The organism is Mesorhizobium sp., from assembly GCF_005063415.1.
Taxonomy (GTDB): domain Bacteria; phylum Pseudomonadota; class Alphaproteobacteria; order Rhizobiales; family Rhizobiaceae; genus Mesorhizobium.
In genome coordinates this window covers 25,126-49,525 of sequence record NZ_SUEG01000027.1, presented here as the reverse complement: position 1 = coordinate 49,525, position 24,400 = coordinate 25,126, and the positions used below count along the sequence as shown (strand labels likewise).

The window sequence follows — 24,400 nt, the reverse complement described above, 5'->3', positions numbered from 1 at the left end:
GTGGTGAAGAATGCCGACGGCAGCGAGCGCGGCCTGTTCCTCGCCGATTATTTCGCGCGACCCTCGAAGCGCTCCGGCGCCTGGATGAGCGCGCTGAAATCCGGCTACAAGCTTGGCGATGGCTCCAAGCCGGTCATCTACAACATCATGAACTTCGCCAAGCCGCCGGCCGGCGAGGCAGCCTTGCTGTCGGTCGACGAGGCCAGGACCCTGTTCCACGAATTCGGTCACGCGCTGCACGGCATGCTGACCAACGTTACCTGGCCATCGGTCGCTGGCACCTCGGTCAGCCGCGATTTCGTCGAGCTGCCTTCGCAGCTCTACGAACACTGGCTGACGGTGCCGGCGGTGCTGGAAAAGCATGCCCTGCATGTCAAGACCGGCAAGCCGATGCCAAAGGCCCTGGTCGACAAGATGCTGGCGGCGCGTACTTTCGGCGCCGGCTTCGCCACGGTCGAGTTCACCGCCTCGGCCTTGGTCGACATGGCCTACCATGCGCGGCGGGACGCGCCGCAGGAGCCGCTCCGTTTCGAAACCGAAACGCTCGAAGGGCTCAACATGCCCGACACCATCGCCATGCGTCACCGCACCCCGCATTTCGGCCATATTTTTGCCGGCGATGGCTATTCGGCCGGCTACTATTCCTACATGTGGTCGGAAGTTCTCGACGCCGACGCTTTCGCCGCCTTCGAGGAAACAGGCGATCCCTTCAACCCGGCGCTGGCCGAGCGGTTGCGCAAGAACATCTACGCCGCCGGCGGCTCGAAGGACCCGGAAGAACTCTACACCGCCTTCCGCGGCAAGATGCCTTCCCCGGAAGCGATGATGGCCAAGCGCGGGCTGGTGTGATGCATGCCCGCTCTTGTCACCGTTCTCTTTCCATCTGATTGATGTCGGCTGTCATGGCGTCGGGTTGCGCACCGCCTGATCCGGTTTCCGCCGGTCCGGCTCGGCCTCGTTGGCCGCGGCCGCATCGTTGAGGTGGTTGCACTTAATGCGGTCTCCATCGTTCCGGCCAAAGGAGCCGCGTTCATGGCGGCGCTACGGGCTGTGCCGGGGGTAGGCAACGACAGCTTGCGCGCTATGCTGATCGGCGCTGCCGCATCTGGACCGCGCCTTGCGACGACCGCTACGGAAATAAATCTCTCCGTCGCGAACTGTCAGCCCCGCCAACGGAAGGCGGGGCTGGTAAGTTGATTGTCCCGGCAAGCTTTCTTGCCGGGGCGATTGGCCTAGGCAGGCACAAAGCCAAAATAGGCTTTGTAGGAAGCCCCGTCGCCGGAAATCAGGGGCGTTTCCACTTTGAACCCAATCCCGCTGAAGGTGGTATTGTTCGTGCGTGCCGCGAGCAACACCATCTGCTTTGCGGAGATGGTCACTGTCGCGCTCCCGATCCTGTCATCGCCCCAATCGAAGAGATCGCTGATGGCGCCGCCGATCGATGGCATCAAGGTTCCCAGGGCCGGGCCGGCTATAGCAGCAATGATAGGTCCCGCTACCGGAATGAGGCCCAAAGCCAGCGTACCGGCCGTATGGACGCCCATGACGATCTTCTGCACCTCGTCCTTGTATTTGTTGGGATCGCCAAAATCGTTTTCCATCAGCACCGTACCGATATTGATGCCGTAGGGCTTGCCTCGATAGACCTCCATCAGGTCGGGTCTTGTATCTCCCGCATCGACGTCGCCATAGACCTGGCTGCGCTTGGTGTCGGCGATCTGCGGGGTTGTCACGCTGACGATGACATAGGGCTCGTCCGCGCTCGACCCCTGATCCCAGTCGGTCTCGCCGAAGCAATGGAGGCCGGTATAGTGGACGACGACATCTCGAAGGTCGATCGCGCCGGTGTCGGGCCACCAGTATATGCCACCGTTTTCAAACAGATTGGCACGGCCACCATCGGCGAATTCGGTCTCGTCGGTCGTGGGATAGCCCAGATATGACTGTTCCCAGCCCAGGCTCTCCCACTTCTTGCGGATGTCACCGTACACCACGTTGGCTCCTGTGCTCGGTGTCCAGTAGATCGAGCCGGCATTGGCAAAATGGTTGTAGCGCCCGACGCCGTCGGGAGTTCCGGTTTCGTCGGTCACCGGATAGCCGAGAACCGAGCGCTCCCAGCCCATTGCTGCCCATTTGCCGCGAATTGCCCCCCAAATCGCTTGAGCACCGGTGTTCGGTGTCCAGTAGATCGAGGCGGTATTGTTGTTGAAGTGATTGTATCGGCCGACGCCGTCGGGAGTTCCGGTTTCGTCGGTGCAGGGAATGCCCCACGCGAGACCGCCAAGCGCAATCCACTTCCTGTAGATTTCGCCATGGATCTCAAAGGCGTCGTGCATGGCATCGTTGTAGCAAATGCATGAGCCGTTCTTGAGATACCAGGCTTTTCCAGTGTCTTTCCTGTCGATCTCGGCGAAGCCCGCGCCTCCAAGGGAGTTGTACTTTTGCTGTATGACAGCTTCGGGCGAGAGGAGCGACCAAGGCCCGATCCTGAGCTGGTCGGAAAGTCTTGTGGCTCCAGCGCGGATGGTGCCGGCACGCACTCTCGAAGTTGCTCTGGCAGTATACGGCATGACCTTTTTCCTTCCTGTGAGTGTTGGTATCGGGGGCTTCAGGCCTCCGGCGATCGGTTTTGATCGACGGGCTGAGGTTCCCAGACCGCGACTTACGGACGGCTTACGGAGTTCCGAGCTGCGCCAGAGCAATTCCAGGAAAAGTGTGGAACGGTTTTCCCGGGAAAAGCGCGTAGCGCTTTCCCTAGGGAATTGCGCAAAAATAAAGAGATAGAGCGGTTCGGCGTTTCCGTGAAACGATGAACCGGTCTAGAGAAACGGGCGCACGAGCGAACGCAGCAAAGGCGAGGGCTCGTCATCGCCGGTCGAAGCGAGCGCGCGTTCATAGCGCCGGTAATCCTCGATGGCGCCGGCATGGTCGTTCCTGGAGAGGCTCTCCTGGATGAGCGTGCCATGGAGTTTGGCCGATTCCGGGTAGAAATCGAGCGCACGCCGGCACGCCTGGCGTGCCCGATCCGCGTTGCCTTGGCTCTGCCAGTGTTTGGCGATCCGCACGGCAAGCTCTACAAACCCGTCCCGCACCCGGTCGGCCGCAGCGTTCGACCAGGCGGGCGTCGGGCCATTCGAGAAAAGCGGGCCGACAAAGCCTTCCAGCAGCATTTCCTGCTCCTCCATTGCGCTGTCTCTTTGGCCCGACAGGACGCGTTTCAGCCGGTCTTCCCAATCCTGCAGATCGATCCAGACCTTGTCGGCAGCGAGCCGCAAACGGCCTTCTCTCAGCGTTACGAGTTCGCCTTGCCCGAGCAATTTGCGCAAACGATGTAGCGCCTGCTCCAAGGCCGCTTTGGCCTGGTCGCCGTCGAGGTCGGGCCAGAGCCAATCCTGCAGGGTTTCCACAGAACAGACCTGGTCCCTCGACAGGCAGATAATGCGCAATATGTCGAGCGCGCGGGTAGGTTTGGCACCGGGCGCGACCTCGGCGCCATCGATCTCGAGGCGGAAGCCTCCCATCAAGTGGATCCTGAGCGGCCAAGGCCACTGGGCGGGTCGGCCGGCGGGCGGGACCAGATATCGCGCCCGAACGACGCGGCGGCAGAGATCGATGTCGATCTTTCGCTCAAGCGCGTCGGCGACCAGATCGGCCAATAAGTCCGGCAGGTTGAGCAGGATTGCGGAGGGGTTTACCTCGCGCAACGCCTCCATGAATTCAGTCAGACGAGCGCCATAGGGCGCGCCGCCGTTCCACTTCTGCTCCAGGGCCTGGGCGGCCAGAATGCTCAGTTCGACACGCTGGCGGGGGCCGCCGCTCAGCCTTTCGACGATTTCCTGAAGTAGCGCAATGGCCTCCGCCGGACGCCGATCGGCCAACAGGACCTGGTATTTGGTGACGTAATGCGGCCAGCGTTCGATCATCGGCTCATTCGCCCGCTCGATGGCATCCATGAAGACATCGCAGTCGAGATAGGCCTTGACGAAGTCGCCGTTGCGCGTGTGCATCGCCGCGTGGCAGTCGGCGACTACAGCGACCTGGGTGGTGAACCTGCTGTCCGCAATCTCGCCCAGCCGGGAGACGAGCGCATTGAATTCCGAGAACTTGTTGTGAAGCTTCATCAGCAATTGAAGCTGATAGAGGGCGCTGAACTCGACGCCCCGCAAGGCATGTTGCTCCCCTATGGTCGTGGCTCGTCGCAAGGCATCCTCGGCCGAGTCGTAGACAAAGCCGCGCCGCGAATAGGGGAAGTAACGGCCGCTGGCCGAGCCAAAGGACACCAGCCACATGCCGAGCACCAGCGGCGGGATATCCGGATGTTCGAGATCGGCGGCAACGCTGTCCACGGCATTGGCAAAAATGTCGCGCTGCCCCGACGAGGTCGCGTAGTCGATGAGCGCTTCGCTTGCCAGCAGGCGCAACTCGACCGAATCCTCGATCGGCAGACGTATCAGGCGCTGCTGGATATCATTCACGAGGCGCTTCGCGTCGTGGGCGTCGAATTCGCCAGGTTCGGCGAAATCGACGGCCCGCAGGATGCCGAGCCTGACCATCATGAGTTCCTCCGGATCCAACTCCGGCAGTCGCTTGGCAAGAAGCTGTGAGGCTCGGCGTGTCCAATCCGCCAGCCCCTCATGCGTACGCCAGCTGGCGGTCTTGACCACGACCGCCCGCGCGACCGTCAGGCATTGGCCGCGCATGTCGGTGTTCTCGAATGCTTGCCATGCCTTGGAGAAGTGCGGTTCGGCCTTCGCATCGTCCGATCCGAAGGCGACGCCCAGCCAATAATGGACCCACCCGTCCATCTGGTCGGGCGGCAGCCTGTTGCACCATTCGACGAAGCTGGCCCGGCGCCCTTGCGAGAGAACGCCGTTGGCGCACTCCAGAATGAGCTGGCGTGCCAGCGGCCAGGCGCCCGCCTGCAACGCCAAGACGATTGCCGCGTCGGTTTTGCCTGCCTCGTGCAGGACCTTTGCTGCCTGCTCGCGCAGCCTGGAACGGTCCGCTTCCGTCACGCGCCGGTCCAGTAGGCCGGCAAGGTATTCGCGCAACAAGTCATGCAGCTGGAAGGCGGCACCGCCCGGACCGTCGCGCGTGATCAGCAACTGGCGATGCTGCAGCCGCTCCAGCAGGCGAGCAGCCTGCGGCGAGCCCAGGAACGCATCGGCAAGCTCCGTGCTGATCTCCGGCAGAACGTTGAGCCTGATAAGCAGATCCTGGTCCTCCGGCGCGATGTCGCGCAGGAAATAACGTCCGACAATCTCCCGAAGGCCGGCGCCTCCGGCAAGGCCGGTCTGCGAGAGCGGGTAGTACATTCCGGCATTGGCCAGCAGGAGAAGGCCCACCGCCCAGCCGCGCGCCTCCGAAATGTCGCCGACCTCGGACGGCGATTGCGAGCGGGCAGCGACGAGGTTGCGTGCCTCCGCAGGCGAAAACTCCAGCAGCGTTTGGTTGAGGACCGGCAACTGTCCCGACAGCACGAGGTCGGCGACATCGCCCTCGGGCAGCATCCGCGATGTGCAGATGCAGCGGATGGTGTTGGGGCGTTCGCGCAACAGGATCGCCAGCGTCCGGCGGAAGCCTGGCGCGTCGGCACGATGCAGATCGTCGAGGACCAGGATCGTGCCGGGATCAAGCCGCGAGAAATAGGTGCGGAAGAACAGCCGCGCGAAATCGTCGGAATTGTCGGCATATTCCGGACCGAAGACGGGCATGCCGGCATGCCTGCCGTCGAGCGACAGCGTCAGATAGTGGAAAAGGCGCGCAACGTCCTGGTCCTCGGTGTCGACCCGATACCAGTTGTACGCCGATTCGCCTTGCTTCAGCCCGCCGTGTTCCAGCCCGCCTTGTTCCAGAAAGTCGATCACCGCGGTGGTCTTGCCGTATCCACCAGGCGCCGCCAGCCAGCATGCACCGCTGTCGAGGGCCTGAGAAAGCAGCGCCACTACGCGCGGACGGCTGACAATTCCCACTGGCCGGGGTGCCGAGAGCTTTGCTATCTCGCGCGGCGCGTCCCGGAAGGATTTATCCATCGTAAGGATTCTCGCAGCGCAGTCGTCTCGCGAAAACAGGTAATCGGTTCGCCCGCAACAACAAATCGCCGGCCGGCGTTGTGCTCGCCTGACGTGCCGTGCTCGCCGGCAAGGTCGCGGTTATCCCTTGTGTGACATGATATGCGAAACCCCGACACTCACGTCGGCGGTGTGTCTTGCCATCACTGCGTTCATTCGCATTGCAATCTTCGCATAGCCGTTTCGTTCCTGGTCGGTAACTTCCGAGGGCTTGAAGAGCCAAGGAAGGGGTGCAACCTGCGCGTCCTCGAAATTGGCCGGCAGATTCGATGGCAAGGCCTTTTTTCCCAAAGGCAGCTCTAGCCCAAGGTCACTAAATTCCTCCTCGAGACTGGCGTGCAGATGAGAAAGCACCACATAGATCGCCAGCCTTGATCTAGTCCTTTCTGTGTTGTTTTGATCGTACTCTTGAAGAACCTCATCGAACGATGGCGATACGTCGGTTTCAGCAGCGGTAGCTCGTGTTGCAACAGCACCGGCCAGGGCAGTCGCTGCCACTCCTGTAAGACCTACAAAATCACGTCTTGTCGTGCTGGTCATAGTGAATTCCCCTCGGTTTTGAAGACGGGCCAAGTCTGGCAAGGACGAGGCGCAGTGGCAATAGGCCGCATACTTTACTGGTGTAGAGGACCTTTACGTCGCCGATGTGAATCCACCCGGCGATGACAGTGCCAAGCCGGCAGAGGCTCGTGATGCATTCGGTTGCTTCAGCTGAGGATAGCCATGGAATCCAAGCGGGTCTTCGCGGGTCTTCGGCATGCAACCAGGCAAGGGATTCGAAAAATCCGCTGGTGGAGCTGAGGAGGATCGAACTCCTGACCTCGTCATTGCGAACGACGCGCTCTCCCAGCTGAGCTACAGCCCCGTCCAGCGGATGGGGCTTTTATCGGCCGCTGCGGTTTCCTGTCAAGGCTGCGCTTGCTGCCGAAATGCCGTTCGGCCGTTCGGCCGGCTTCGCCATGCGGCGGAAGGCGGCTCTTGCCGCTTTCCCCCACAGTGGCTACATGTCGGGCGTTCGCAAGGAGCAACCGATGATCGCAGTCTTTTATACGCTGCATGCCGCGATTAATATCTATTGGTACATTGTGATTGGTGCGGCTATCTTCTCGTGGCTTTACGCCTTCAACGTCGTCAACTCGCGCAACCAGCTTGTCGACTCTATCGGCAACATGCTTTATCGGCTGACCGAGCCGGCATTGCGGCCGATCCGCCGCGTCCTCCCGGACCTTGGCGGGATCGATATCTCGCCCATCATTCTGTTGCTTGCGCTAACATTTATCAGCGTGTTCCTAGACACGACCGTTCAGCCGATGTTCGGTATCGGATCGATGTGAGTCACGGGACGAACCGTTTCTTTCGACTTCGCGCCGACGGCATCGACCTTTTCGTCCGGCTGACGCCGAAAGCGGCGATGGACAGGCTGGAGGGCATCGAAACATCGGCGGATGGGCGAAGCTATCTAAAAGCCCGCGTCCGCGCCGTGCCGGAAAACGGAGCCGCCAATCGAGCGCTGGAAAAGCTGGTCGGCAAGGCGCTTGGCGTGCCGGCATCGGGCGTCTCGATCGTCGCCGGCGGCACCGCTCGGCTGAAGACACTGCGCGTGCTTGGCGATCCCGCGGCGCTAGCGAAACGCATCGATACGCTGGGCACGCCTGCGCCATGATCTCGGCTCGCTCACCTGCCCCCGCAGAAAAAAGGCCGGGCTGCAAAGCCCGGCCAGATGTGAAGGTCGAAAACCTTCAGAGGGGAACGCGCCGGACGAATGGGAGGAAACATCCGACGCGGATTGCATATGGGTTGGCGTCGACGTCGTTTCAATGAGGTCGGGGAACCACCGATCAGGCTTTTAAACATCTCGATTATCTGATCAGCAGCTCGACGAGGCCGATCCGTCCTATCGCGACCGATGCGGCAGGACACGCACCGCAACCCCGACCGGAAGCTCAATATGACCACTACTCGAGTCCTGTTCTTCGATGTTCTGGGAACCGTCGTTGACTGGCGCAGCGGTATCGCAAGGGAGGCCGGCGCCTTCCTCGCGCGAAATGGTGCACAGCAGGTCGATCCCGGTGAATTCGCCGATGCGTGGGCGGCGCGCTATGACGCTTCGACCGAGGCGGTGCGAACAGGGCACCGGCCTTTCGTTTCACTCGACGTGATCAACCGGGAGAATCTGGACGCCACTCTCGTCCAGTTCGGGCTGACCCCATCCGAGCTGCCGGCCGCCGAAGTTGAGGAACTTAACCTCGCCTGGCACCGGCTGGAGCCGTGGCCCGATTCGCTGAAAGGCCTTGCGAGGCTGAAGGAACGCTTCATCATCGCGCCCTTGTCGGGAGGCAATACCCGGCTGTTGCTGGATATGGCCAAGCGCGCCGGCCTGCCTTGGGACACCGTCCTTGGCTCGGATGTGTTCGGCACCTACAAGCCTGCGCCGCATGCTTATCTCCGCGCAGTGGAGATCCTGGAGGTGCGACCTTCGGAGGCCATGTTAGTCGCCGCGCATAATGACGACCTGGCCGCGGCACGAAGGTGCGGTATCGGAACCGCCTTTGTTGCTCGGCCAAAAGAGCATGGCCCGGGGCAGACGACCGATCTCTCGCCTCTTGAGAGCTGGGACTTTGTGGCCGACGACCTTGTCCATCTCGCCGATGTTCTCCCGTAGGCACAGGGCAAAAAACCTAAGCGATGTCGTCGCGGATGCAGGCCTTCAGATTGCCCTTGGCTGTCGCCCTCAGTGGCGGCACAGCCCCGGCGCAAGCCGCCAGCGCGAACGGGCAACGGGTTCGGAAAACACAGCCCGACGGCGGGTTCGCCGGACTGGGAATATCGCCCTTGAGCACCTGCCGGCCTTGCCTGGCCAGCGGATCGAGCGACGGAATGGCTGACAGCAGCGCGCGCGTGTAGGGATGCTGCGGCCGGGCATAGAGTTCGGCCGCCGGCGCAACCTCCATGATGCGCCCGAGATAGAGCACGATGACCGTGTCGCAGATGTACTCGACTACGGCCAGATCGTGCGAAATGAACAGCATGGTCAGCCCAAGCCGGAGCTGCAGGTCGCGCAACAAATTGATGATTTGCGCCTGGATCGAGACGTCGAGTGCCGAGACCGGCTCGTCGGCGACGATGAATTCCGGCTCGAGCGTCAGCGCACGGGCGATGCCGATGCGCTGGCGCTGGCCACCCGAGAATTCATGGGCATAGCGGTCATAGGCGTCGACCGGCAAGTCGACCGCGGCAAGTGCCTTCTCGGCCTTCGCCCGCCGCTCGGACTTCTTGCCAATGACTTGAATGTCCAGGCCTTCGGTGAGGATCTGCCCTATCGTCATGCGGGGCGACAGGCTGGCGAAGGGATCCTGGAAAATATACTGCATCTTGCGTCGCTGGCGGCGCAACTGGGCGGCACCCAGCTTGGTGATGTCGGTGCCCCCATAGTTGATTTGGCCGGATGTCGGCTCGATCAGACGCAGCACCGAGCGGCCGATCGTGGTCTTGCCGGAGCCGGATTCGCCGACCAGGCCGACCACCTGGCCGCGCGCGACATCAAAGGAAATATCCTCCAGCGCCCGGACCACCGGGCCCCGCGAGAACGCTGTCGGCGCAAAATACTTGGTCAGGTTTTTGACCGAAAGGAAGGGGGCGTCCACCATCAAAGCTCCTCCCAACGCAGGCAGCGGCTTTGCTGCGTCGGCGTCGCCGCAAACAAGGGCGGGACCGCGGCGCGGCAGGCAGCGATAGCCATCGGGCAGCGCGGTGCGAAGGAACAGCCCTTGGGCAGCAAGGCGAGCGAGGGAACATTTCCGGCAATGGTCGGCAGCGGCGTTCCCGCCGCCTTCAGCGCCGTGGCCTGGCCGAGCCGCGGCACCGAGCGCATCAACCCCGCCGTATAGGGATGACGCGGACGGGTGAACACTTCGCTCACCGGACCTGTTTCGACGATACGCCCGGCATACATCACCGCTACCCGGTCGGCGATTTCGGCGACGACGCCGAGATTGTGAGTGACGAACAGGATGCCCATGCCGCGCTGCGCCTGCAGTTCGGCCAAAAGATCGAGAATCTGGGCCTGGATAGTGACGTCCAGCGCGGTCGTCGGCTCGTCGGCGATCAGCAAGCCCGGATCGCAGGACAGGGCCATGGCGATAGTGGCGCGCTGGCGCATCCCGCCCGACAGTTCGTGCGGATATTGCCGCGCCCGCCGCTTCGGATCGGGAATGCCGACCTGTTCCAGCAGCCGCACAGCGTCTGCTTCTGCCTCGCGGTGCGATTTGCCGAGATGGATGCGGATCGGTTCGGCGATCTGCTCGCCGATCGTGTAGACCGGGTTGAGGCTGGTCATCGGCTCCTGGAACACCATGCCGATCTCGTTGCCGCGTATCTTGCGCAGCGACTCGGCATCGAGGCTGGTCAGCTCGGTGACCGTGCCGTTCTTGCGCCGCAGCGCGATCGATCCCTCAGCAATATGTCCGACCCTTTTCGGCAACAGGCCGATGATCGACAGGCTGGTGACGGATTTGCCGGATCCGGATTCGCCGACGAGCGCCACCGTCTCGCCGGAGCCGATCGTCAGGTCAACGTCCGCTACCGCCGCGATGTCGCGCCCCGCAATGCGGAACACCGCGCGCAGGCCGGAAATCGAGAGGATCGGCGCGACACTCAGCGGAGCAGCCCCACGTCGCGAAGGATCATGTCGACCTTCGCGGTTTCCTCCTCGTTCAGGCTGCGTTGCGGCCGCGCCATGGTGTTCGAGGCGATGATGCCGAGGCTCTTCATCGCTGCCTTGAAGGCGCCAACGCCGGCCGAGCCGGCGCTTGTCCTGCCAAGCGATATCCAGACGATCTCGAACAGCTTTAAAAGCCGCTCCTGTTCCACCCGGGCCTCGGCATGCTGGCCGGCCTGCATCAGCTTCCACAGCCTGACGTAACCATGCGGGTCGACATTGGCGAGGCCCGGCACGACGCCATGCGCACCCATGGCCAGCACGCTGTCGACCAGGATCTCGGAGCCGGTCATGCCGAAGAAACCCGGGTCATCGGCCATGTCCTTGAGCACGTAACGCAGATTGCCGTCATCGCCGCTGGAATCCTTGATGCCCGCGATGGCGCCTTCCCTGGCGAGGCCGACCGTGGTCTTGCGCTCCAGCTTGATATGGACGCAGACCGGGATGTCGTAGGCGATGACGGGAAGGTCGATCGCATCCTTGATGTAGCGGAAATGATCGCCGATCTCGGGCTGGCTGGTGCGGGTATAAAATGGCGCGGTGACGACAATGGCGTCGACGCCGGCCGATCTGGCGATGCGGGCATGATTGATCACACGATCGGTCGTCGGGTCGATGACCCCAGCGAAGATCGGAACCCGGCCGTTATTGACCTTGACCGCATGCTCGAGGATGGCCCTGCGGCCCGCTTCGTCGTGGAAGACCACCTCGCTGGTCGAGCCGAGCACGAACAGCCCGTGAACACCGCCGTCGAGCAGGCTCTCGATAGTGCGGGTGAACGAAGGGAAGTCGATGCTGAAATCGGCATTGAGCGGGGTGACGACAGGTGGCACGACGCCGGTAAACAGGGGCATTTTGATGAACCTTTGAGGTCAGTTAAGATCGGAGCGAGGGTCGAATGCGTCGCGCAAGCCGTCGCCGATGAAGTTGATGGCGAGCACGGTGAGCACCAGTGCGGCCCCCGGGAACATCCATTGCCAGGGGTAATTTTCCAGCACGACGGTGGAGCGGGCGAGATTGAGCATGTTGCCCCAGCTGGCTTCGGGCGGTGCGATGCCGAGGCCGAGGAAGGACAGGCCGGCCTCGAGCAGGATGGCGTTGGCGATCTGCAAGGTGGCGTAGACGACCAGGATATCGATGCAATTGGGCAGGCCGTGCCGGAACAGCAGATGCGGCAGCCCCGCCCCCATGCCGCGGGCGGCGACGACGAAATCGCGCTCGCGCAGTTCGAGCAGCCTGGCACGCACCATGCGCGACAGCACCGGCCAGGAGAGCAGCGAGATCACCAGGATGGTCGGGGCGATGCCGGTGCCGGCAATGGAAGCCAGCACCAGCAGGAAGATCACCGGCGGCAGCGTCATCGCCAGATCGACCAGGCGCATAACCGCGCCGTCGACAAGACGCCCGCCAAAGCTGGCGACGGCACCGACCAGGAAGCCGATGACGGTCGAGATAGCGACCGAACAGATGGCAACCAGCAGTGAGATCCGCCCGCCTTGCAGCAACCTGGCCATGACATCGCGCCCAACGCCGTCGCTGCCCAGCCAATGAATGGCCGACGGCGCCTTGTTCATCGCCCTGAGGTCGATGGCGTTCGGGCCGAACGGCCACCACAGAGGATAGGTCGAAACCGCCAGCAGGATCGGGATGACGATCAAAAGCCCGGCGCGCGCCGCACGGTTTTCAAAAAAGCGGTCGAACGCGCGGCGAAGCGGGCCTTTGGTTTTCGGCACGGCTGTCGGGTCGACCGTTGGGTCCGGCGCGGTGATTGCCATCACGCCACCTGAATGCGCGGGTCGACGACGGCATAGACGACGTCGGTCAAGAGGTTGACCAGGATGACGCAAACGCCGATCACCAGGGTGGCGCCCATGATCACCGGGTAATCGCGGGTGCCGACGGCGTTGACCAGAAGCAGTCCCATGCCCGGCCAGTTGAACACGCTTTCCAGGAAGATGGCGCCGCCGATGGCGATGCCGACGGTCGAGCCGATCAGGGTAATGACCGGCAAAAGCGCATTGCGGGTCGCGTGCTTGATGATCACCCAGAACTCGCGCACGCCCTTGGCACGCGCCGTCCGCACGTAGTCCTGGTTGAGCACTTCCAGCAGCGAGGCGCGCATGTAACGCATGATCAGCGCAGCATGGCCGATGGACAGCAGGCAAGCGGGCAGGATGAGGTGCGCAAGCACGTCGGTCATCGAGAACGGCGCGCCTGCGGTCTGCATGCCGCCGGATGGCGCCCAGCGCAGCAGCACCGAGAAGAAATAGAGGCCAAGCAGCGCCGTCAGAAAAGCCGGGCTGGAGATACCGATAAACGACAGCACCGACAGCGCGATGTCGGATGGTTCGTTACGGCGGACCGCGCTGAAAATGCCGGCGGAAATGCCGAGCACGATGGCGATCGCCAGGCCCGTGCCCATCAGCAGCGCCGTCGGGCCGATGCGTTCCATGACCAGTGGCAGCACGGCAACGCCGCTGCGCTGGATCGAATAGCCGAAGTCACCGCTCAGCGCCGCGCGCAGCCAGGCGAGATATTGCACGGGAAGCGGCCGATCGAGCCCGAGCCGTTCGCGCAGGCCCTCGAGGTCGGAAGCCGACATCGGCACAGAGGGATTGATGTAGGCGTCGATCGGATCGCCCGGCGCCAGCCGCAGCAGGATGAAGATGAGGACGCTGAGCGCGACCAGCATCAGCAATCCTGTGGCGCTGCGGCGGGAAATGAAGCTCAGCATTGTATATCCGTGGCGGTGGCAGGCGGCGCCAAAGTGGTCCCGCCTGCTCGCTTGGTTGGGTTCTTACTGGATATCCCAGCGCTCGGGGTGAGCTGCGTAGGGACCGCCGCCCGGCGCCGGCGTCCAGACGAAGTCATGCAGCTTGTTGGAGGCCACGCCATAGCGGTTGGCCACCCACAACGTCGCCCAGGGCAGCTCCTTGTTCATCACCTTGCAGACCTCCTGCCAGGAGGCGTCGAGCTTGGCCGGATCGGTCTGGCCGAGCGCGGCGTCCAACGCGGTGCTCAGGTCGTCGAACTCGATGCGCATGGTGTTGAAGCCTGCCGGCGGGATCTGCGACTTGTTGAGGCCGGGATTGAGGCCGGCTGGATTGGGGCCGTTCTGCAGGCCGGCATAGACCATCGGAAAGGCGTTCCAGTCCGGCGTGCCTTCCTTGTAGACGATGCCGTTATAGGTCGGCGTATCGACAACCCGCGGCACCACATTGATGCCGACCTCGGCCAGCATCGACTGGATGGCGGCCATCACATTGGCCGCTTGTGGCGAGCCGTAATAGGTCAGCAAGGTGATCGGCTTGTCGCCGTTGATCTTGTCCCAGCCCGCCTCGGCCAGCAGCGCCTTGGCCTTTGCCGGATCGTAGGCATAAGGTTCGAGGCCTGCGGGAACGTGATGCGGCGCGACATAGCCGCAATTGGCTGGCTTGGCGGCACCGCCATACAGGCTGTCTATGATCGTGTTGCGATCGATCGCGTACATGATCGCCTGGCGGACACGGATATCCCTAAACAGGTCGACCTTCTGGTTCAGGCCGATATAGTTGACCACATAGGAGGCACCTTCGATCACCTTGAAATTGCTGTCGCTCTTGAACGATGCCGCATCGTCGGGCTCGACATAGGTGAACTGGATTTCGCCGGCACGGAGCGCAGCAACGGCCGCCGCCGGCGACTCGAAATAGCGGTTGATGAGCGCGTCTACCTTCGGCTTGCCGCCGCGATAATCGTCATCGGCTGCCAGTTCGACATATTGATCGGTTACGTAGCGTTTGAACTTGAACGGGCCGGTGCCGACCGGAGCGGTCGCCCACCAGGTGCTTGTCGCCAGCGATTCCGGCGGCAGAGCGGCCAGGGCATGCTCCGGCAGGATCATCAGCTGCGAGAGAATGGATAGAAACGAGCCGTTCGGTTTCGATAGCTTCACCACTGCGGTGTGGTCATCCGGCGCATCGACCGAGGCGATGTTGGCGAGGCGGGCGGCAAACAGGCTGCCGGAGGCCTTGTTCTTGGCAAGCTCGAGGGTGAACTTGACGTCCTTCGAGGTGAACGGTTTGCCGTCATGCCAGGTCTCGTTGACCAGGTTGAACGTATAGCTCAGCTGGTCGTCGCTGATCTTGTAGTCCTTGGCGAGGTCGCCTTCGATATCGGTCAGCCCGGCATCGTAGATAACCAGCGGTTCAAAATATGTGCTGAGCCAGGTGTAGCCGCCCGTCGCGACCAGCGGGTTGAAGTTCTTGGGAAAACCGCCGGGGCCGACGTCGAAGCCGCCCGCAATGGTCTTGGCGCTTTGTGCCTGGACACTGGTCAATGGGGCAATGCTGGCGAGCAGCAGCCCGGCGACTGAGAATGCGATGGTCCTGATGCGCATGGTTTCCTCCCTTGGCATATTCAGGTTGTTCTTCAGCTTGCTCGATTTTTGGCGATAACCTGCTGGATCCCCCGGTAATGGTCGTCGAGCCGCCGACGCGCCTGGTCGACATCCTTGGCGGCGACAGCCTCGACGATCTCGTGATGGTCGCGCCATGTCGCCAGCGGCGTCGGATTATCGAGATTGGTGAAATTCGAGGCCTTGTTGAACGCCGTCCAGAAGATGTCGATCAGCGCGCTCAGCATGTGATTGTTCTGGCAGCGGAACAGCAGCTGATGGAATTGCTGGTCTTCTTCGGCGAAGCTCTCATGGCGCTCGGCACGTTGCCGCATTCGTTCGGTCAACTGGCGCAGCGCCTCCATGTCCTCGGCGCTGATCATCTCGATCGTCTTGGCGATGAGGCCGGTTTCCAGCACGCGGCGGATTTCGCGCAGCTCTTCGACGTCGCGCAGCGAATCCTGCAAACCGTATGCCAGGTTATCCAGCAGCGGCTTGAACGAGAACTCCTTGACGAACACGCCGATGCCGCGCCGCGTCTCCAAGATGCCGATCGATTCCAGCGCCTTGATGGCTTCCCGCACGGAGTTGCGGCCGACGCCGAGCCGCTGCGCCAGGAACGTCTCCGGCGGCAAGGGATCGCCTGCCTTGAGCCGGTTGCTTTCGATATAGGCCCTGAGGCTTTCCTGCACGGTGACGTGAAGAAGTGGCGGTCTGCTCAACGGTTCGATCGACTTCAGTTCCGCCATCCCACTGCTTTCATCATCCGCCGGATTGGCCTGCCCGCTTGTCGTATAGCTACTTGTAGGATATCCTGCAAGCCCATAACAAACCTGCTGCCTTCGAATGAAGATTGCCCTCGCCGGCTCGAGCCACTGGCACGCCGAAATGCACCTCGACGCCGCACGCTTTTACGGTGCGGAGATCGCCGGCATCTGGGACGAGGATCCTGGCCAAGCGCATGCGTTCGCCGCGCACCACGATCTGCCGTTTATCGAGGATTTCACGGAGATACTCTCCAGCCCACCGGATGCGATCCTGTTGATGGGGCACCCTTCGATGGTGCCGGCGCGGGCAGGCGCGATCATCGCGGCAGGGATACCGCTGATCCTGGAGAAGCCGGCGGCCAGCCATACGAGGGAACTGACGGCGCTGCGCGACCTTGCCAGGCAGTACCAGGCTTTTGTCGCTGTTCCGCTGCCCAACCGTTTCGGACCGGCCGTGACGGCGTTTGAACGGCTGCGCCGGCAAGGTCGCGCCGGCCCGGTGGCACATTGCCAGTTCCGGCTGGTCAATGGCCCGCCGCAACGCTACATCGCCGACGGTGTCGCCTGGGTCCTCGACCCGGCGGTTGGTGGCGGGGGTGCGTTGAGGAATCTCGGCATACACGGCGTCGACGCGGCACTCAGCCTCGCAACCGGCAAGCTCGACCTGAAAAGCGTTTCGATCGCGAACCGCATCCATCCCGGCCCGGTCGAGGATCACGCACTTCTGGTGCTGGAAGACGGGGCCGGCGCGCTGTTCATCGTCGAGGCCGGCTACACCTTTGCTTCGATGCGCCCCGGCGGTGACTTCGAGTGGCGCATCGTCAGTGCCAATGCCACCCTCATCGATCGTGGCGACCATGCCACCTGCGCAACGCTCGATGATGCGGCCGTTGCCGATTTGCCGTTCGAACTGCCGGCAACGCGCTATCGTCTGTTCATGCGCGATACGCTTGACCGGCTGGCGAGAAACGCGCCTCCGTCCGCGTCCATCGAGGATTATGTTGCGGCGATGTCGCTGATCGACGCCGCTTATCAAAAGGCAGGATCATGATTGGAATAGGAATTATCGGCGCCGGCGATTTCGGCGCGGCCCATGCGCGGGCAATCCGCGAGGTTGGAGGCATTCGCCTCGTTGCCGCCTCTCGAGGAAATGCCGACGCGCTGCAGCAATTCACCGCTGAACATGGCGGCCGCGGCTACGCTGACTGGCGCAGGCTGCTGGACGACAAGGGGGTCGATGCGGTCCTCATTGCCAGCCCGCACCATCTCCATGCCGAAATGGCCATCGGCGCCGCAAAGGCCGGCAAGCATATCCTGCTCGAAAAACCGATGGCGCCGACGGTGGCTGCCTGCGATGCGATCAACGCCGCCGTGGCCAAGAGTGGCGTCAAGCTGATGGTCGCCCACCTCATGCATTTCGCCCTGCCCTGCATGGCGGCCAGGCAAATTCTGAAGGAAGGCGAGCTCGGCCGGCCGCTCGCCGGATCGAGCTGGATCATCAAGCTGTGGATGGAGCACAATCGCCGCGACTGGCATCTGCGCAAGGCGACCGGCGGCGGCATGCTGTTGACTGCCGGCATCCACGCGCTCGACCGCCTGGTCTGGCTGATGGATGGCGATGTCGTGTCGGTGAGCGGCATGCTCGGCGCCAAGTTCCATGACCAGGAAGCAGACGACAGCGCCTTGCTCGGACTGCGCTTCGCCGGCGGCGGCATCGGCCAGGTGCAGAGCGTCGGCTATCGCACCGGCGCTTCCACCTACGCCATGGACTTGGTCTGCGAGCAGGGAACGCTGCGCATCGACATGGACCGCGGCACGATGCTTGGCCGCGATACGGTCTGGACCGAGTTGCCCGGTTCCTTTGAGCCGAACTGGATGCATAACGCGCTGGTGCGCGAATGGAGCGCGATGCGCGATGCCATTGCCGACGACACGCCGGTGCCGGTCGACGGCTCCTATGGGCGCAAGATGATCGCCATTATCGAAGCTGCCTTCGCGTCGAACGAAACCCGCCGCGAACACGAGATCGACGGTGGACGCTGACCTCAACGACCACCTGGCCCGCTTGCCCGCACACGCACCGCGCGGCGTCTGGGGCGCGGTGATGCTGGCCATCGACGATCGCGGAGCGATCGACTGGCAGGCGACGGAAGAGACGATCGCCCGGCTCTGCGCCTCAGGCGTCGACGGCGTCTATTCCAATGGCACGGCCTGCGAATTCCATTGCCAGACCGAGCCCGAATTCGATCGGCTTTGTAAGTTGGTCGCAACCATAGCCGGCCGCGCGCGCCTTCCTTTCCAGATCGGCATCAGCCAGTCCAATCCGCGCGTCGCGCTGGAGCGGCTGACACGGGTGGCCGTACTTCGCCCGGCGGCGGTGCAGTTCACCTTGCCCGACTGGTGGCCGCCCAGTGACGACGAGGTCATGCGCTTTGCCGGCGGCCTCTGCGAAGCTGCGCCCGAAACGCCGCTGGTGCTCTACAACCCGCCGCACGCCAAGCGCCGCCTGACGCTCGACGGCATCGCGAAGCTGCGTGCGGCCATTCCGTCGCTGGTCGGCGCCAAGTTGCCGGGCGGCGACGCCGACTGGTATGCCGACATGCGCGGCAAACTGGACGGATTTTCCGTCTTCGTCCCCGGCCACACGCTGGCAACAGGCTATGCTGGAGGGGCTCACGGCAGCTATTCCAACGTTGCCTGCCTCAACCCGAAGGGCGCGGTGATGTGGTGGCAAATGATCCGCACCGACATGGCCGCCGCTGCCGAGGTCGAGGCCCGCATACAGGCCTTCCTCGCCGCACATGTCCTACCGTTTCGCACCCGTTACAATGTCGGTGATGCAGCACTCGACAAGGCGATGGCGGCGGCCGGCGGCTGGGCGCCGCTCGGCCCGCGACTGCTCTGGCCTTACAGCACCGTTCCCGATCAGGAAATCCCGACGCTGGCCAAGGCCGCTCACGCGGCTTTCCCGGAATGGTGGTAGGGTCCGTCAGCCAAGGTGCGTGACGACGGCGGCTCTTCAGCACTCGGCTCGCGGGCCCGGTATCGCGCGTGACGCAAACGCCCCCGACGCAGGGGCATCCGCCTCGCGCCGTGCCAGTGAGTTGCGCAGCAGTGCGATCGCCTCGCGGCCGGCAGTCGCAATCTCGCGCGGCCTGTCGACGCCGACGATCATGAACTCCTCGATCCCCAAAGCGGCATAGGAAAGCAGCGACAGCGCGACCTGCGCCGGCGGCCCGGCAAGTTCGAGCGCCTTCTGGCAGGAAGCGGCCGGCCTATCTTCCGAACGGATTCGGTCTTCGGTACGGATTCGGACGGGAAGCGCGAAACGCAGCTTGCCGGCCCGGCCGTGTTCGGCGGCGGCGCCGCGTAGGCGCTCCATTGACTGGCGGATTTCTGCAAGCGAGCCCGGCGCCAGTTCGAACACATCCGCATGCCTGCCCGCGACCCTGAGCGCCGTGCCCGACTGCCCGCCCATGCGGATGGTCACATCGGCACCATGCGGCCCCTTGCGCGGCACATAGCCGCCTTTGACGCTGTAAAAGGCGCCTTCATGGTCGAACGGCCTGTCGTTCGACCACAACCGCTTCAGCAGCACCAGATATTCGTCGATGCGCTGCCAGACCACGGTATGGCCGGCCGGACGTGCCTCGGCATCGTCGTCGCTCAGCGGCTCGCTGAGCATCCTGAGCGACAGCCGGCCACCGCTTCTCGCGTCAAGGGCAGCGAGCTGCCGCGCCGCCACGGTTGGTTCGATCACGCCCGCCCAATGTGTCAGAACGACCTCCAGGGAGGAGGTGCGGTCCAGCGTCTGGGCGGCAAGGTCCATATTGGTCAGCAGCCCGGCCTGGTCGTCGATGACGATCCTCTGGAATCCGGCATCCTCGATCAGTGACAGTTTCGTCGCGGTCTCGACAAAGTCGTAGAAAAAGCTGGCGTCGGCAGCGTGGATCTTACCGGGAACATGCGTGAACTCGATCGGCATCGCCATCTCCTCCATCACGTTGAATCAGGGCACGCAAAAGCGCACCGGCATTCGGTTCACTCAACTCCGGAATTTCTGTAAACGGCAGGCCGCTATCCCGAGGAAGCCTCGATGATCAGAGCCTTGACAATCAGGGGATCAGCCCCAGTACCACTGCCCCGGTGAATACAAACGCAAGGGCAAAGACGAGATAGGCGAAAGCGCCGGCATAGGCCGGCCGCCATACCTGGTCGGAACTCAGCCTTTGGCCTTTGCGGGCAGTCTGAGCGTTCTGGCTATAGGACATATCGACCTCCGTCTCGGCGCTTAATCTATAAAATCAGTAGACTTTGTCGAGTGCTATTTTCGCGAGATCCTTAGAACAATTTTCTCCAAATGCTAGACAAATTAGTGCTTTTGCTGCTTAGCGCTGCCTTTTGAGGCATGCCGGGGTGACGGCAGAAAACGTCAGGTCCATGTGTCTGTGGCTCCTTGGCGATCCAATGGACGAAGGATAGCATCGCTGCTTCAGCGGAAAGCCGGGACGTCACGGCAAGGCAGCAGGGAGCAAAAGATGGGCACAAGACTGGCCGGCAAGGTCGCCATCATTTCGGGCGGCGCGACGGGCATGGGCGGTGCGGCCTCGGAGCTTTTCGCGGCCGAGGGCGCCAAGGTGGCGATCATCGATCGCAACGGCGAAGCGGCTGCCGCCACCGCAGCGGCAATCAGGCAACGCGGCCATGTCGCCGAGCACTGGGTCGCCGACGTATCGGATGAGGCGCAGGTCGAAGCGGCGGTGAAGGGCGCGACGAAAAAATTCGGCCCGGTCACGGTTCTGTTCAATCACGCCGGCACCATCGTCATCAAACCCTTCCTGGAGACCACGCTGCAGGAATGGGACTGGCTGCATGCCGTCAATGTGCGTTCGATGTTCCTGATGACGCGCGCCGTGCTGCCCGGCATGATCGCCGCCGGCGGTGGTTCCATCGTCTGCACCTCGTCGATCTCGGCGGTGGCGGCGACGCCAATGGAGGTGCTCTACGATACCACCAAGGGCGCCTGCCACATGTTCGCGCGTGCCATTGCCGTCGAATTCCGCGACCGCAACATCCGCTGCAATGCGGTCTGTCCAGGCTTTATCAGGACACCACACGGCCTGCGCGAAGTCGCCGATCTCGACAAACTCGGCGTCGATGTCTCCGACGCGGCAATGGCGGCGCAGCAAGGGCGGATCGGCGACCCGGAAGAGGTGGCGAAGGCAGCCCTGTTCCTGGCCAGCGACGAGGCCAGCTTCGTCAACGGCGCCCATCTGTTCGTCGACAACGGCTTCACCGCGATGTGAAAGGTGAAGCGCCGTTACCGCTCTTCGCGCCTAAACGGCTTGAGCAGCGCCGACGGGGCTACCGCATTGCGCGACATCACCGCCATCGCAACAATGGTGAAGATGAACGGCAGCATCAGGAAGGCCTCGTAGGGGATATGGCCAAGCCCGCTCGCCTGCATGCGCAACTGCAAGGCGTCGACGAAGGCAAACAGCAGTGCAGCGCCTGCCGATCGCCACGGATCCCAGCGGCCGAAAACGACGAGCGCGATTGCCACCCAGCCACGCCCCGAAACCACGCCGAAGGTGAACGCGTTGAACTGCGCCATCGACAGGAAGGCACCCGCCAGCCCCATCAAGGCACCGCCGAGGATCACCGCCTGGAAGCGCGTAGCGATGACGCTGACGCCGGCCGAATCGGCGGCGCGCGGGTTTTCACCGACCATGCGAACCGACAGGCCCCATGGCGTGCGGTAGAGTACGAAGGCGGCCAGGGGAATAGACAGCATCGCCATGTAGACCAGCGAAAACTGGTTGAACACCGCCGGCCCGAGCACCGGAATGCCGGACAGTATCGGGATCGGCAGCGTCTCGAACCCCTTGATGTTCGGCGGCACTGATTGCTGGCCGAAGATCAGCCGATAGAGGAAGTAGGCAAGGCCTGAACTGAACAGCGTCACGCCGATGCCGCAGACATGCTGGCTGAGGCCGAGCGCCACCGTGAACAGCGCATGCACGGCGCCCATCAGTGCCCCGGTCAGCACCGCCGCAAGCACGCCAAGCCAGAGGCTGCCGCTGAGGCTCGCCGCGGTGAAGCCGGTCATCGCCGACAAAAGCATGATGCCTTCGATACCGAGATTGAGCACGCCGGCGCGTTCGGAAAACATTTCGCCCAGCGTCGCGAAGGCAAGCGGCGTGGCGATGCGGATGATCGCGGCGAGGAAGCCGACCTGGAATATCTGCTCCAGCACCGCGCTCATTTGGCTGTTCCCACGCGGCGGATGCGATAGGCGGTGAACAGCAGCGCCACCAGCATGGCGAGCAGCGCCGTTCCCTGGATGACTTCGCTGAGGAAGGCCGGAACGCCGGTCGCCCGCGACATCGCCTCGGCGCCGGTCATCACCGCGGCAAGGAAGATCGCCGCCGGCACCACGCCGAGCGGATTGAGCCTCGCCAGCATGGCGACGACGATGCCGGAATAGCCATAGCCCGGCGAGATATCGCTCATCACCTGGAAATGCACGCCGCCGACCTCACCGACGCCGGCAAGGCCGGCCAGCGCGCCGGAGAGCAGCGCCGTCGAAATCAGCACCCGCTCGACATTGATGCCGCCATAGCGCGCCGCCTCGGGGTTTTCGCCGGTAACCCTGATGCGGAAGCCGAGCGTCGTACGCGCGACCACGAACCAGATCAGGGGTGCTGCGACCAGCGCCGCGACGACGCCGAGATGCAGCCGCGTGCCTTCGAGCAGCACCGGAAAATTGGCCGTATCCTCGATCGGCGGCGAGATCGGGTAGCCGCTGAAACTATCCTTCCACGGCCCCTCGATCAGCGCCATCAGAGCGTAGAAAATGACCGAATTGAGCAGCAGTGAGCTGACCACGTCATCGACCCTGAATTTCACCCGCAGTGTGGCGGGGATCAGGGCGACGGCCGCGCCGGCGGCGGCGCCCGCCAGCGCCATCAGCAGCATGGCGAGCGGCCCCGGCATCGGGATGGCGCCGACGGCACAGCTCGCCACCGCACCGGCCAGCAATTGCCCTTCGGCGCCGATGTTCCAGAATTTGGCGCGGAAGGCGACCGCCACGGCAAGCCCGGTGAAGATCATCGGGGTGGCACGCACCAGCGTTTCGGTGACGGCGTAGCTGTCGCCCAACGACGCCGAAAACATCACGCCATAAGCCTCGACGACGCCGGCGCCGGCCAGTGCGATAAGGCCGCTGCACAGGATGAGCGTCGCGCCGATGGCGAGCAGCGGCAGCGCCAGATTGAACCAGGCGGGCGTTGAGGTGCGGGCCTCGAGACGGAACATCAAGCCTTTCCCTCCGCCCCGGTCATCATCAACCCGAGTCTGGCAACGCTGGCATCGGCGCTGTCCAGCGTGCCGACGATGCGGCCCTCATACATCACCGCGATACGATCCGAGAGCATCAGCAACTCTTCCAGATCCTCGCCGATGACGATGATGCCGCAGCCCTTGGCGCGCATGTCGAGGAATTTTTCGTGGATGAAGCGCGCCGCGCCGATATCGAGGCCGCGTGTCGGCTGCGAAACGATCAGCACCTTCGGATCGAAGGCGAGCTCGCGTGCCAAAAGCGCCTTCTGCAGATTGCCGCCGGAAAGCGCCCCGGCGCGCGTCATCGGCCCGGGACAGCGAATGTCATAGGCCTTGATCTGCGCCTCGGCGAAGGCGCGGATCGCATCCGGCTTGAGCAGACCGTTGCGGCTGAACGCCTCCGTACCTATGCGCGGCAGCACCATCGAATCGGCAAGCGGCAGATTGGTGACCAGCCCTGTCGTCATGCGGTCCTCCGGGATGCGGCCGAGCCCAAGCGCCTGCACATCGCGCGGCGAGAACCGCGAAACCGTTTTGCCGGCTATGGTCATCTTCCCGGCATCGGGCGCGTGCACGCCGGAAATCACTTCGGCAAGCGCGCGCTGGCCATTGCCGGAGACGCCGGCGATGCCAAGGATCTCGCCGCCACGAACCGATAGCGAAACATCGCGCAGCGCCATGCCGGAATGCTGCGATGTCGAGATGCCCTCGAGGGTCAGCACCGCCGCACCCGGTGTCGATGGTCCCCTGGCCGGAGGCACGATCTCGTGCCCGCACATTAGCCGCGCCATCTCCGAAGACGTCGTGCTGGCCGGCGCATCGACGCGGCCGGCAACGCGCCCGTGCCTGAGCACGACGCAGCGATGCGTCAGCGCCCGCACCTCGTTGAGCTTGTGCGAGATGAAGATGATGCCGAGCCCTTGTGCCGCCATCGAGCGCAGCGCCGAAAACAGTCCGTCGACCTCTGTCGGCGCCAACACCGCTGTCGGCTCGTCGAGGATCAGCAGCCTTGCGCCGCGAAACAGTGCCTTGACGATCTCGAGCCGCTGCTGCTCGCCGACCGCCAGCGCCGCGACGGGAAGGTCCGGGTCGAGCGTCAGCCCGTGCTGGCGGCCGATCTCGGCGAGCC

22 protein-coding genes, 1 tRNA gene and 1 pseudogene are annotated in these 24,400 nt (G+C 63.4%); 8 read left to right on the top strand and 16 right to left on the bottom strand.

Annotation, left to right across the window (positions count from 1 at the left end):
• Positions 1-849: M3 family metallopeptidase (locus E5W70_RS10325; protein ID WP_366509686.1), on the top strand; the 849-nt coding region annotated here is incomplete at its 5' end.
• 383 nt (positions 850-1,232) lie between these two features.
• Here the strand turns inward: E5W70_RS10325 and E5W70_RS10320 are convergent.
• The 4 genes from E5W70_RS10320 to E5W70_RS10305 all read right to left on the bottom strand — a co-directional run bounded on the left by E5W70_RS10320 (position 1,233) and on the right by E5W70_RS10305 (position 6,936).
• Positions 1,233-2,570: a hypothetical protein gene (locus E5W70_RS10320; RefSeq protein WP_292657274.1), complete on the bottom strand. Its 1,338-nt coding sequence runs from the start codon at positions 2,568-2,570 to the stop codon at positions 1,233-1,235.
• Positions 2,571-2,819: 249 nt separating this feature from the next.
• Positions 2,820-6,032, bottom strand: a complete 3,213-nt coding sequence (locus tag E5W70_RS10315; protein WP_292657271.1) for a BTAD domain-containing putative transcriptional regulator — start codon at positions 6,030-6,032, stop codon at positions 2,820-2,822.
• A gap of 120 nt (positions 6,033-6,152) precedes the next feature.
• Entirely contained in the window at positions 6,153-6,611 is a 459-nt protein-coding gene (locus tag E5W70_RS10310) for a hypothetical protein (RefSeq protein WP_292657268.1), read from the bottom strand.
• A 249-nt stretch (positions 6,612-6,860) separates the two neighbouring features.
• Positions 6,861-6,936: transfer RNA gene (locus tag E5W70_RS10305), tRNA-Ala, on the bottom strand.
• 166 nt (positions 6,937-7,102) lie between these two features.
• On the opposite strand from E5W70_RS10305, the gene E5W70_RS10300 reads away from it, so the two are divergent.
• From E5W70_RS10300 to E5W70_RS10290, 3 genes are all read left to right on the top strand, one after another.
• Entirely contained in the window at positions 7,103-7,405 is a 303-nt protein-coding gene (locus tag E5W70_RS10300; RefSeq protein WP_292657287.1) for a YggT family protein, read from the top strand.
• Positions 7,402-7,734, top strand: a complete 333-nt coding sequence (locus tag E5W70_RS10295; protein WP_292657263.1) for a DUF167 family protein — start codon at positions 7,402-7,404, stop codon at positions 7,732-7,734. Before E5W70_RS10300 ends, E5W70_RS10295 begins: the two co-directional genes overlap by 4 nt.
• 243 nt (positions 7,735-7,977) lie before the next feature.
• On the top strand, positions 7,978-8,733 hold the full coding sequence (locus E5W70_RS10290; protein WP_292657260.1) for a haloacid dehalogenase type II: 756 nt from the start codon (positions 7,978-7,980) through the stop codon (positions 8,731-8,733).
• 16 nt (positions 8,734-8,749) lie between these two features.
• On the opposite strand, the gene E5W70_RS10285 is transcribed toward E5W70_RS10290, so the two are convergent.
• From E5W70_RS10285 to E5W70_RS10255, 7 genes are all read right to left on the bottom strand, one after another.
• Positions 8,750-9,718, bottom strand: a complete 969-nt coding sequence (locus E5W70_RS10285) for an ABC transporter ATP-binding protein (protein ID WP_292657257.1) — start codon at positions 9,716-9,718, stop codon at positions 8,750-8,752.
• The gene (locus E5W70_RS10280; RefSeq protein ID WP_292657285.1) at positions 9,718-10,728 is read right to left on the bottom strand and encodes an ABC transporter ATP-binding protein; all 1,011 of its coding nucleotides are present in this window, start codon (positions 10,726-10,728) and stop codon (positions 9,718-9,720) included. Before E5W70_RS10280 ends, E5W70_RS10285 begins: the two co-directional genes overlap by 1 nt.
• Positions 10,725-11,642 carry a dihydrodipicolinate synthase family protein gene (locus E5W70_RS10275; protein ID WP_292657254.1) on the bottom strand — a complete coding sequence of 306 codons (918 nt, stop codon included), beginning with the start codon at positions 11,640-11,642 and terminating at the stop codon, positions 10,725-10,727. The genes E5W70_RS10280 and E5W70_RS10275 overlap by 4 nt, the downstream gene beginning before the upstream one ends.
• An 18-nt stretch (positions 11,643-11,660) precedes the next feature.
• Positions 11,661-12,563, bottom strand: coding sequence for an ABC transporter permease (locus E5W70_RS10270; RefSeq protein ID WP_292657251.1), 903 nt, complete (start codon positions 12,561-12,563; stop codon positions 11,661-11,663).
• Positions 12,563-13,522 (bottom strand): ABC transporter permease, encoded by a 960-nt coding sequence (locus tag E5W70_RS10265; protein WP_292657248.1) that lies wholly within the window; start codon positions 13,520-13,522, stop codon positions 12,563-12,565. Before E5W70_RS10265 ends, E5W70_RS10270 begins: the two co-directional genes overlap by 1 nt.
• Before the next feature lie 63 nt (positions 13,523-13,585).
• Positions 13,586-15,166 (bottom strand): ABC transporter substrate-binding protein, encoded by a 1,581-nt coding sequence (locus E5W70_RS10260; protein WP_292657245.1) that lies wholly within the window; start codon positions 15,164-15,166, stop codon positions 13,586-13,588.
• A gap of 32 nt (positions 15,167-15,198) precedes the next feature.
• Positions 15,199-15,912: a FadR/GntR family transcriptional regulator gene (locus E5W70_RS10255; protein ID WP_292657242.1), complete on the bottom strand. Its 714-nt coding sequence runs from the start codon at positions 15,910-15,912 to the stop codon at positions 15,199-15,201.
• 97 nt (positions 15,913-16,009) lie between these two features.
• On the opposite strand from E5W70_RS10255, the gene E5W70_RS10250 reads away from it, so the two are divergent.
• The 3 genes from E5W70_RS10250 to E5W70_RS10240 are packed head-to-tail and all read left to right on the top strand — an operon-like array spanning position 16,010 to position 18,913.
• Positions 16,010-16,981, top strand: coding sequence for a Gfo/Idh/MocA family oxidoreductase (locus E5W70_RS10250; protein ID WP_292657239.1), 972 nt, complete (start codon positions 16,010-16,012; stop codon positions 16,979-16,981).
• Positions 16,978-17,973, top strand: a complete 996-nt coding sequence (locus E5W70_RS10245) for a Gfo/Idh/MocA family oxidoreductase (protein WP_292657236.1) — start codon at positions 16,978-16,980, stop codon at positions 17,971-17,973. Before E5W70_RS10250 ends, E5W70_RS10245 begins: the two co-directional genes overlap by 4 nt.
• A complete protein-coding gene (locus tag E5W70_RS10240) occupies positions 17,963-18,913 on the top strand; it encodes a dihydrodipicolinate synthase family protein (RefSeq protein ID WP_292657234.1) in 951 nt (316 codons plus the stop codon). The genes E5W70_RS10245 and E5W70_RS10240 overlap by 11 nt, the downstream gene beginning before the upstream one ends.
• A gap of 36 nt (positions 18,914-18,949) precedes the next feature.
• On the opposite strand, the gene E5W70_RS10235 is transcribed toward E5W70_RS10240, so the two are convergent.
• The gene (locus E5W70_RS10235; protein WP_292657231.1) at positions 18,950-19,915 is read right to left on the bottom strand and encodes an LLM class flavin-dependent oxidoreductase; all 966 of its coding nucleotides are present in this window, start codon (positions 19,913-19,915) and stop codon (positions 18,950-18,952) included.
• Positions 19,916-20,045: 130 nt separating this feature from the next.
• Positions 20,046-20,201 carry a hypothetical protein gene (locus tag E5W70_RS10230; RefSeq protein ID WP_292657228.1) on the bottom strand — a complete coding sequence of 52 codons (156 nt, stop codon included), beginning with the start codon at positions 20,199-20,201 and terminating at the stop codon, positions 20,046-20,048.
• A gap of 267 nt (positions 20,202-20,468) precedes the next feature.
• Between E5W70_RS10230 and E5W70_RS10225 the strand changes: the two genes are divergently transcribed.
• The gene (locus tag E5W70_RS10225) at positions 20,469-21,236 is read left to right on the top strand and encodes an SDR family oxidoreductase (protein WP_292657225.1); all 768 of its coding nucleotides are present in this window, start codon (positions 20,469-20,471) and stop codon (positions 21,234-21,236) included.
• Positions 21,237-21,250: 14 nt separating this feature from the next.
• Here E5W70_RS10225 and E5W70_RS10220 read toward each other — a convergent pair whose 3' ends face one another.
• The 3 genes and pseudogenes from E5W70_RS10220 to E5W70_RS10210 form a co-directional block, all read right to left on the bottom strand.
• Positions 21,251-22,195 carry an ABC transporter permease gene (locus tag E5W70_RS10220; protein ID WP_292657222.1) on the bottom strand — a complete coding sequence of 315 codons (945 nt, stop codon included), beginning with the start codon at positions 22,193-22,195 and terminating at the stop codon, positions 21,251-21,253.
• On the bottom strand, positions 22,192-23,247 hold the full coding sequence (locus E5W70_RS10215; protein ID WP_292657219.1) for an ABC transporter permease: 1,056 nt from the start codon (positions 23,245-23,247) through the stop codon (positions 22,192-22,194). The genes E5W70_RS10220 and E5W70_RS10215 overlap by 4 nt, the downstream gene beginning before the upstream one ends.
• A 287-nt stretch (positions 23,248-23,534) precedes the next feature.
• A pseudogene (locus E5W70_RS10210) lies at positions 23,535-24,308 on the bottom strand (ATP-binding cassette domain-containing protein); the annotation flags it as partial.
• Positions 24,309-24,400: the final 92 nt, after the last annotated feature.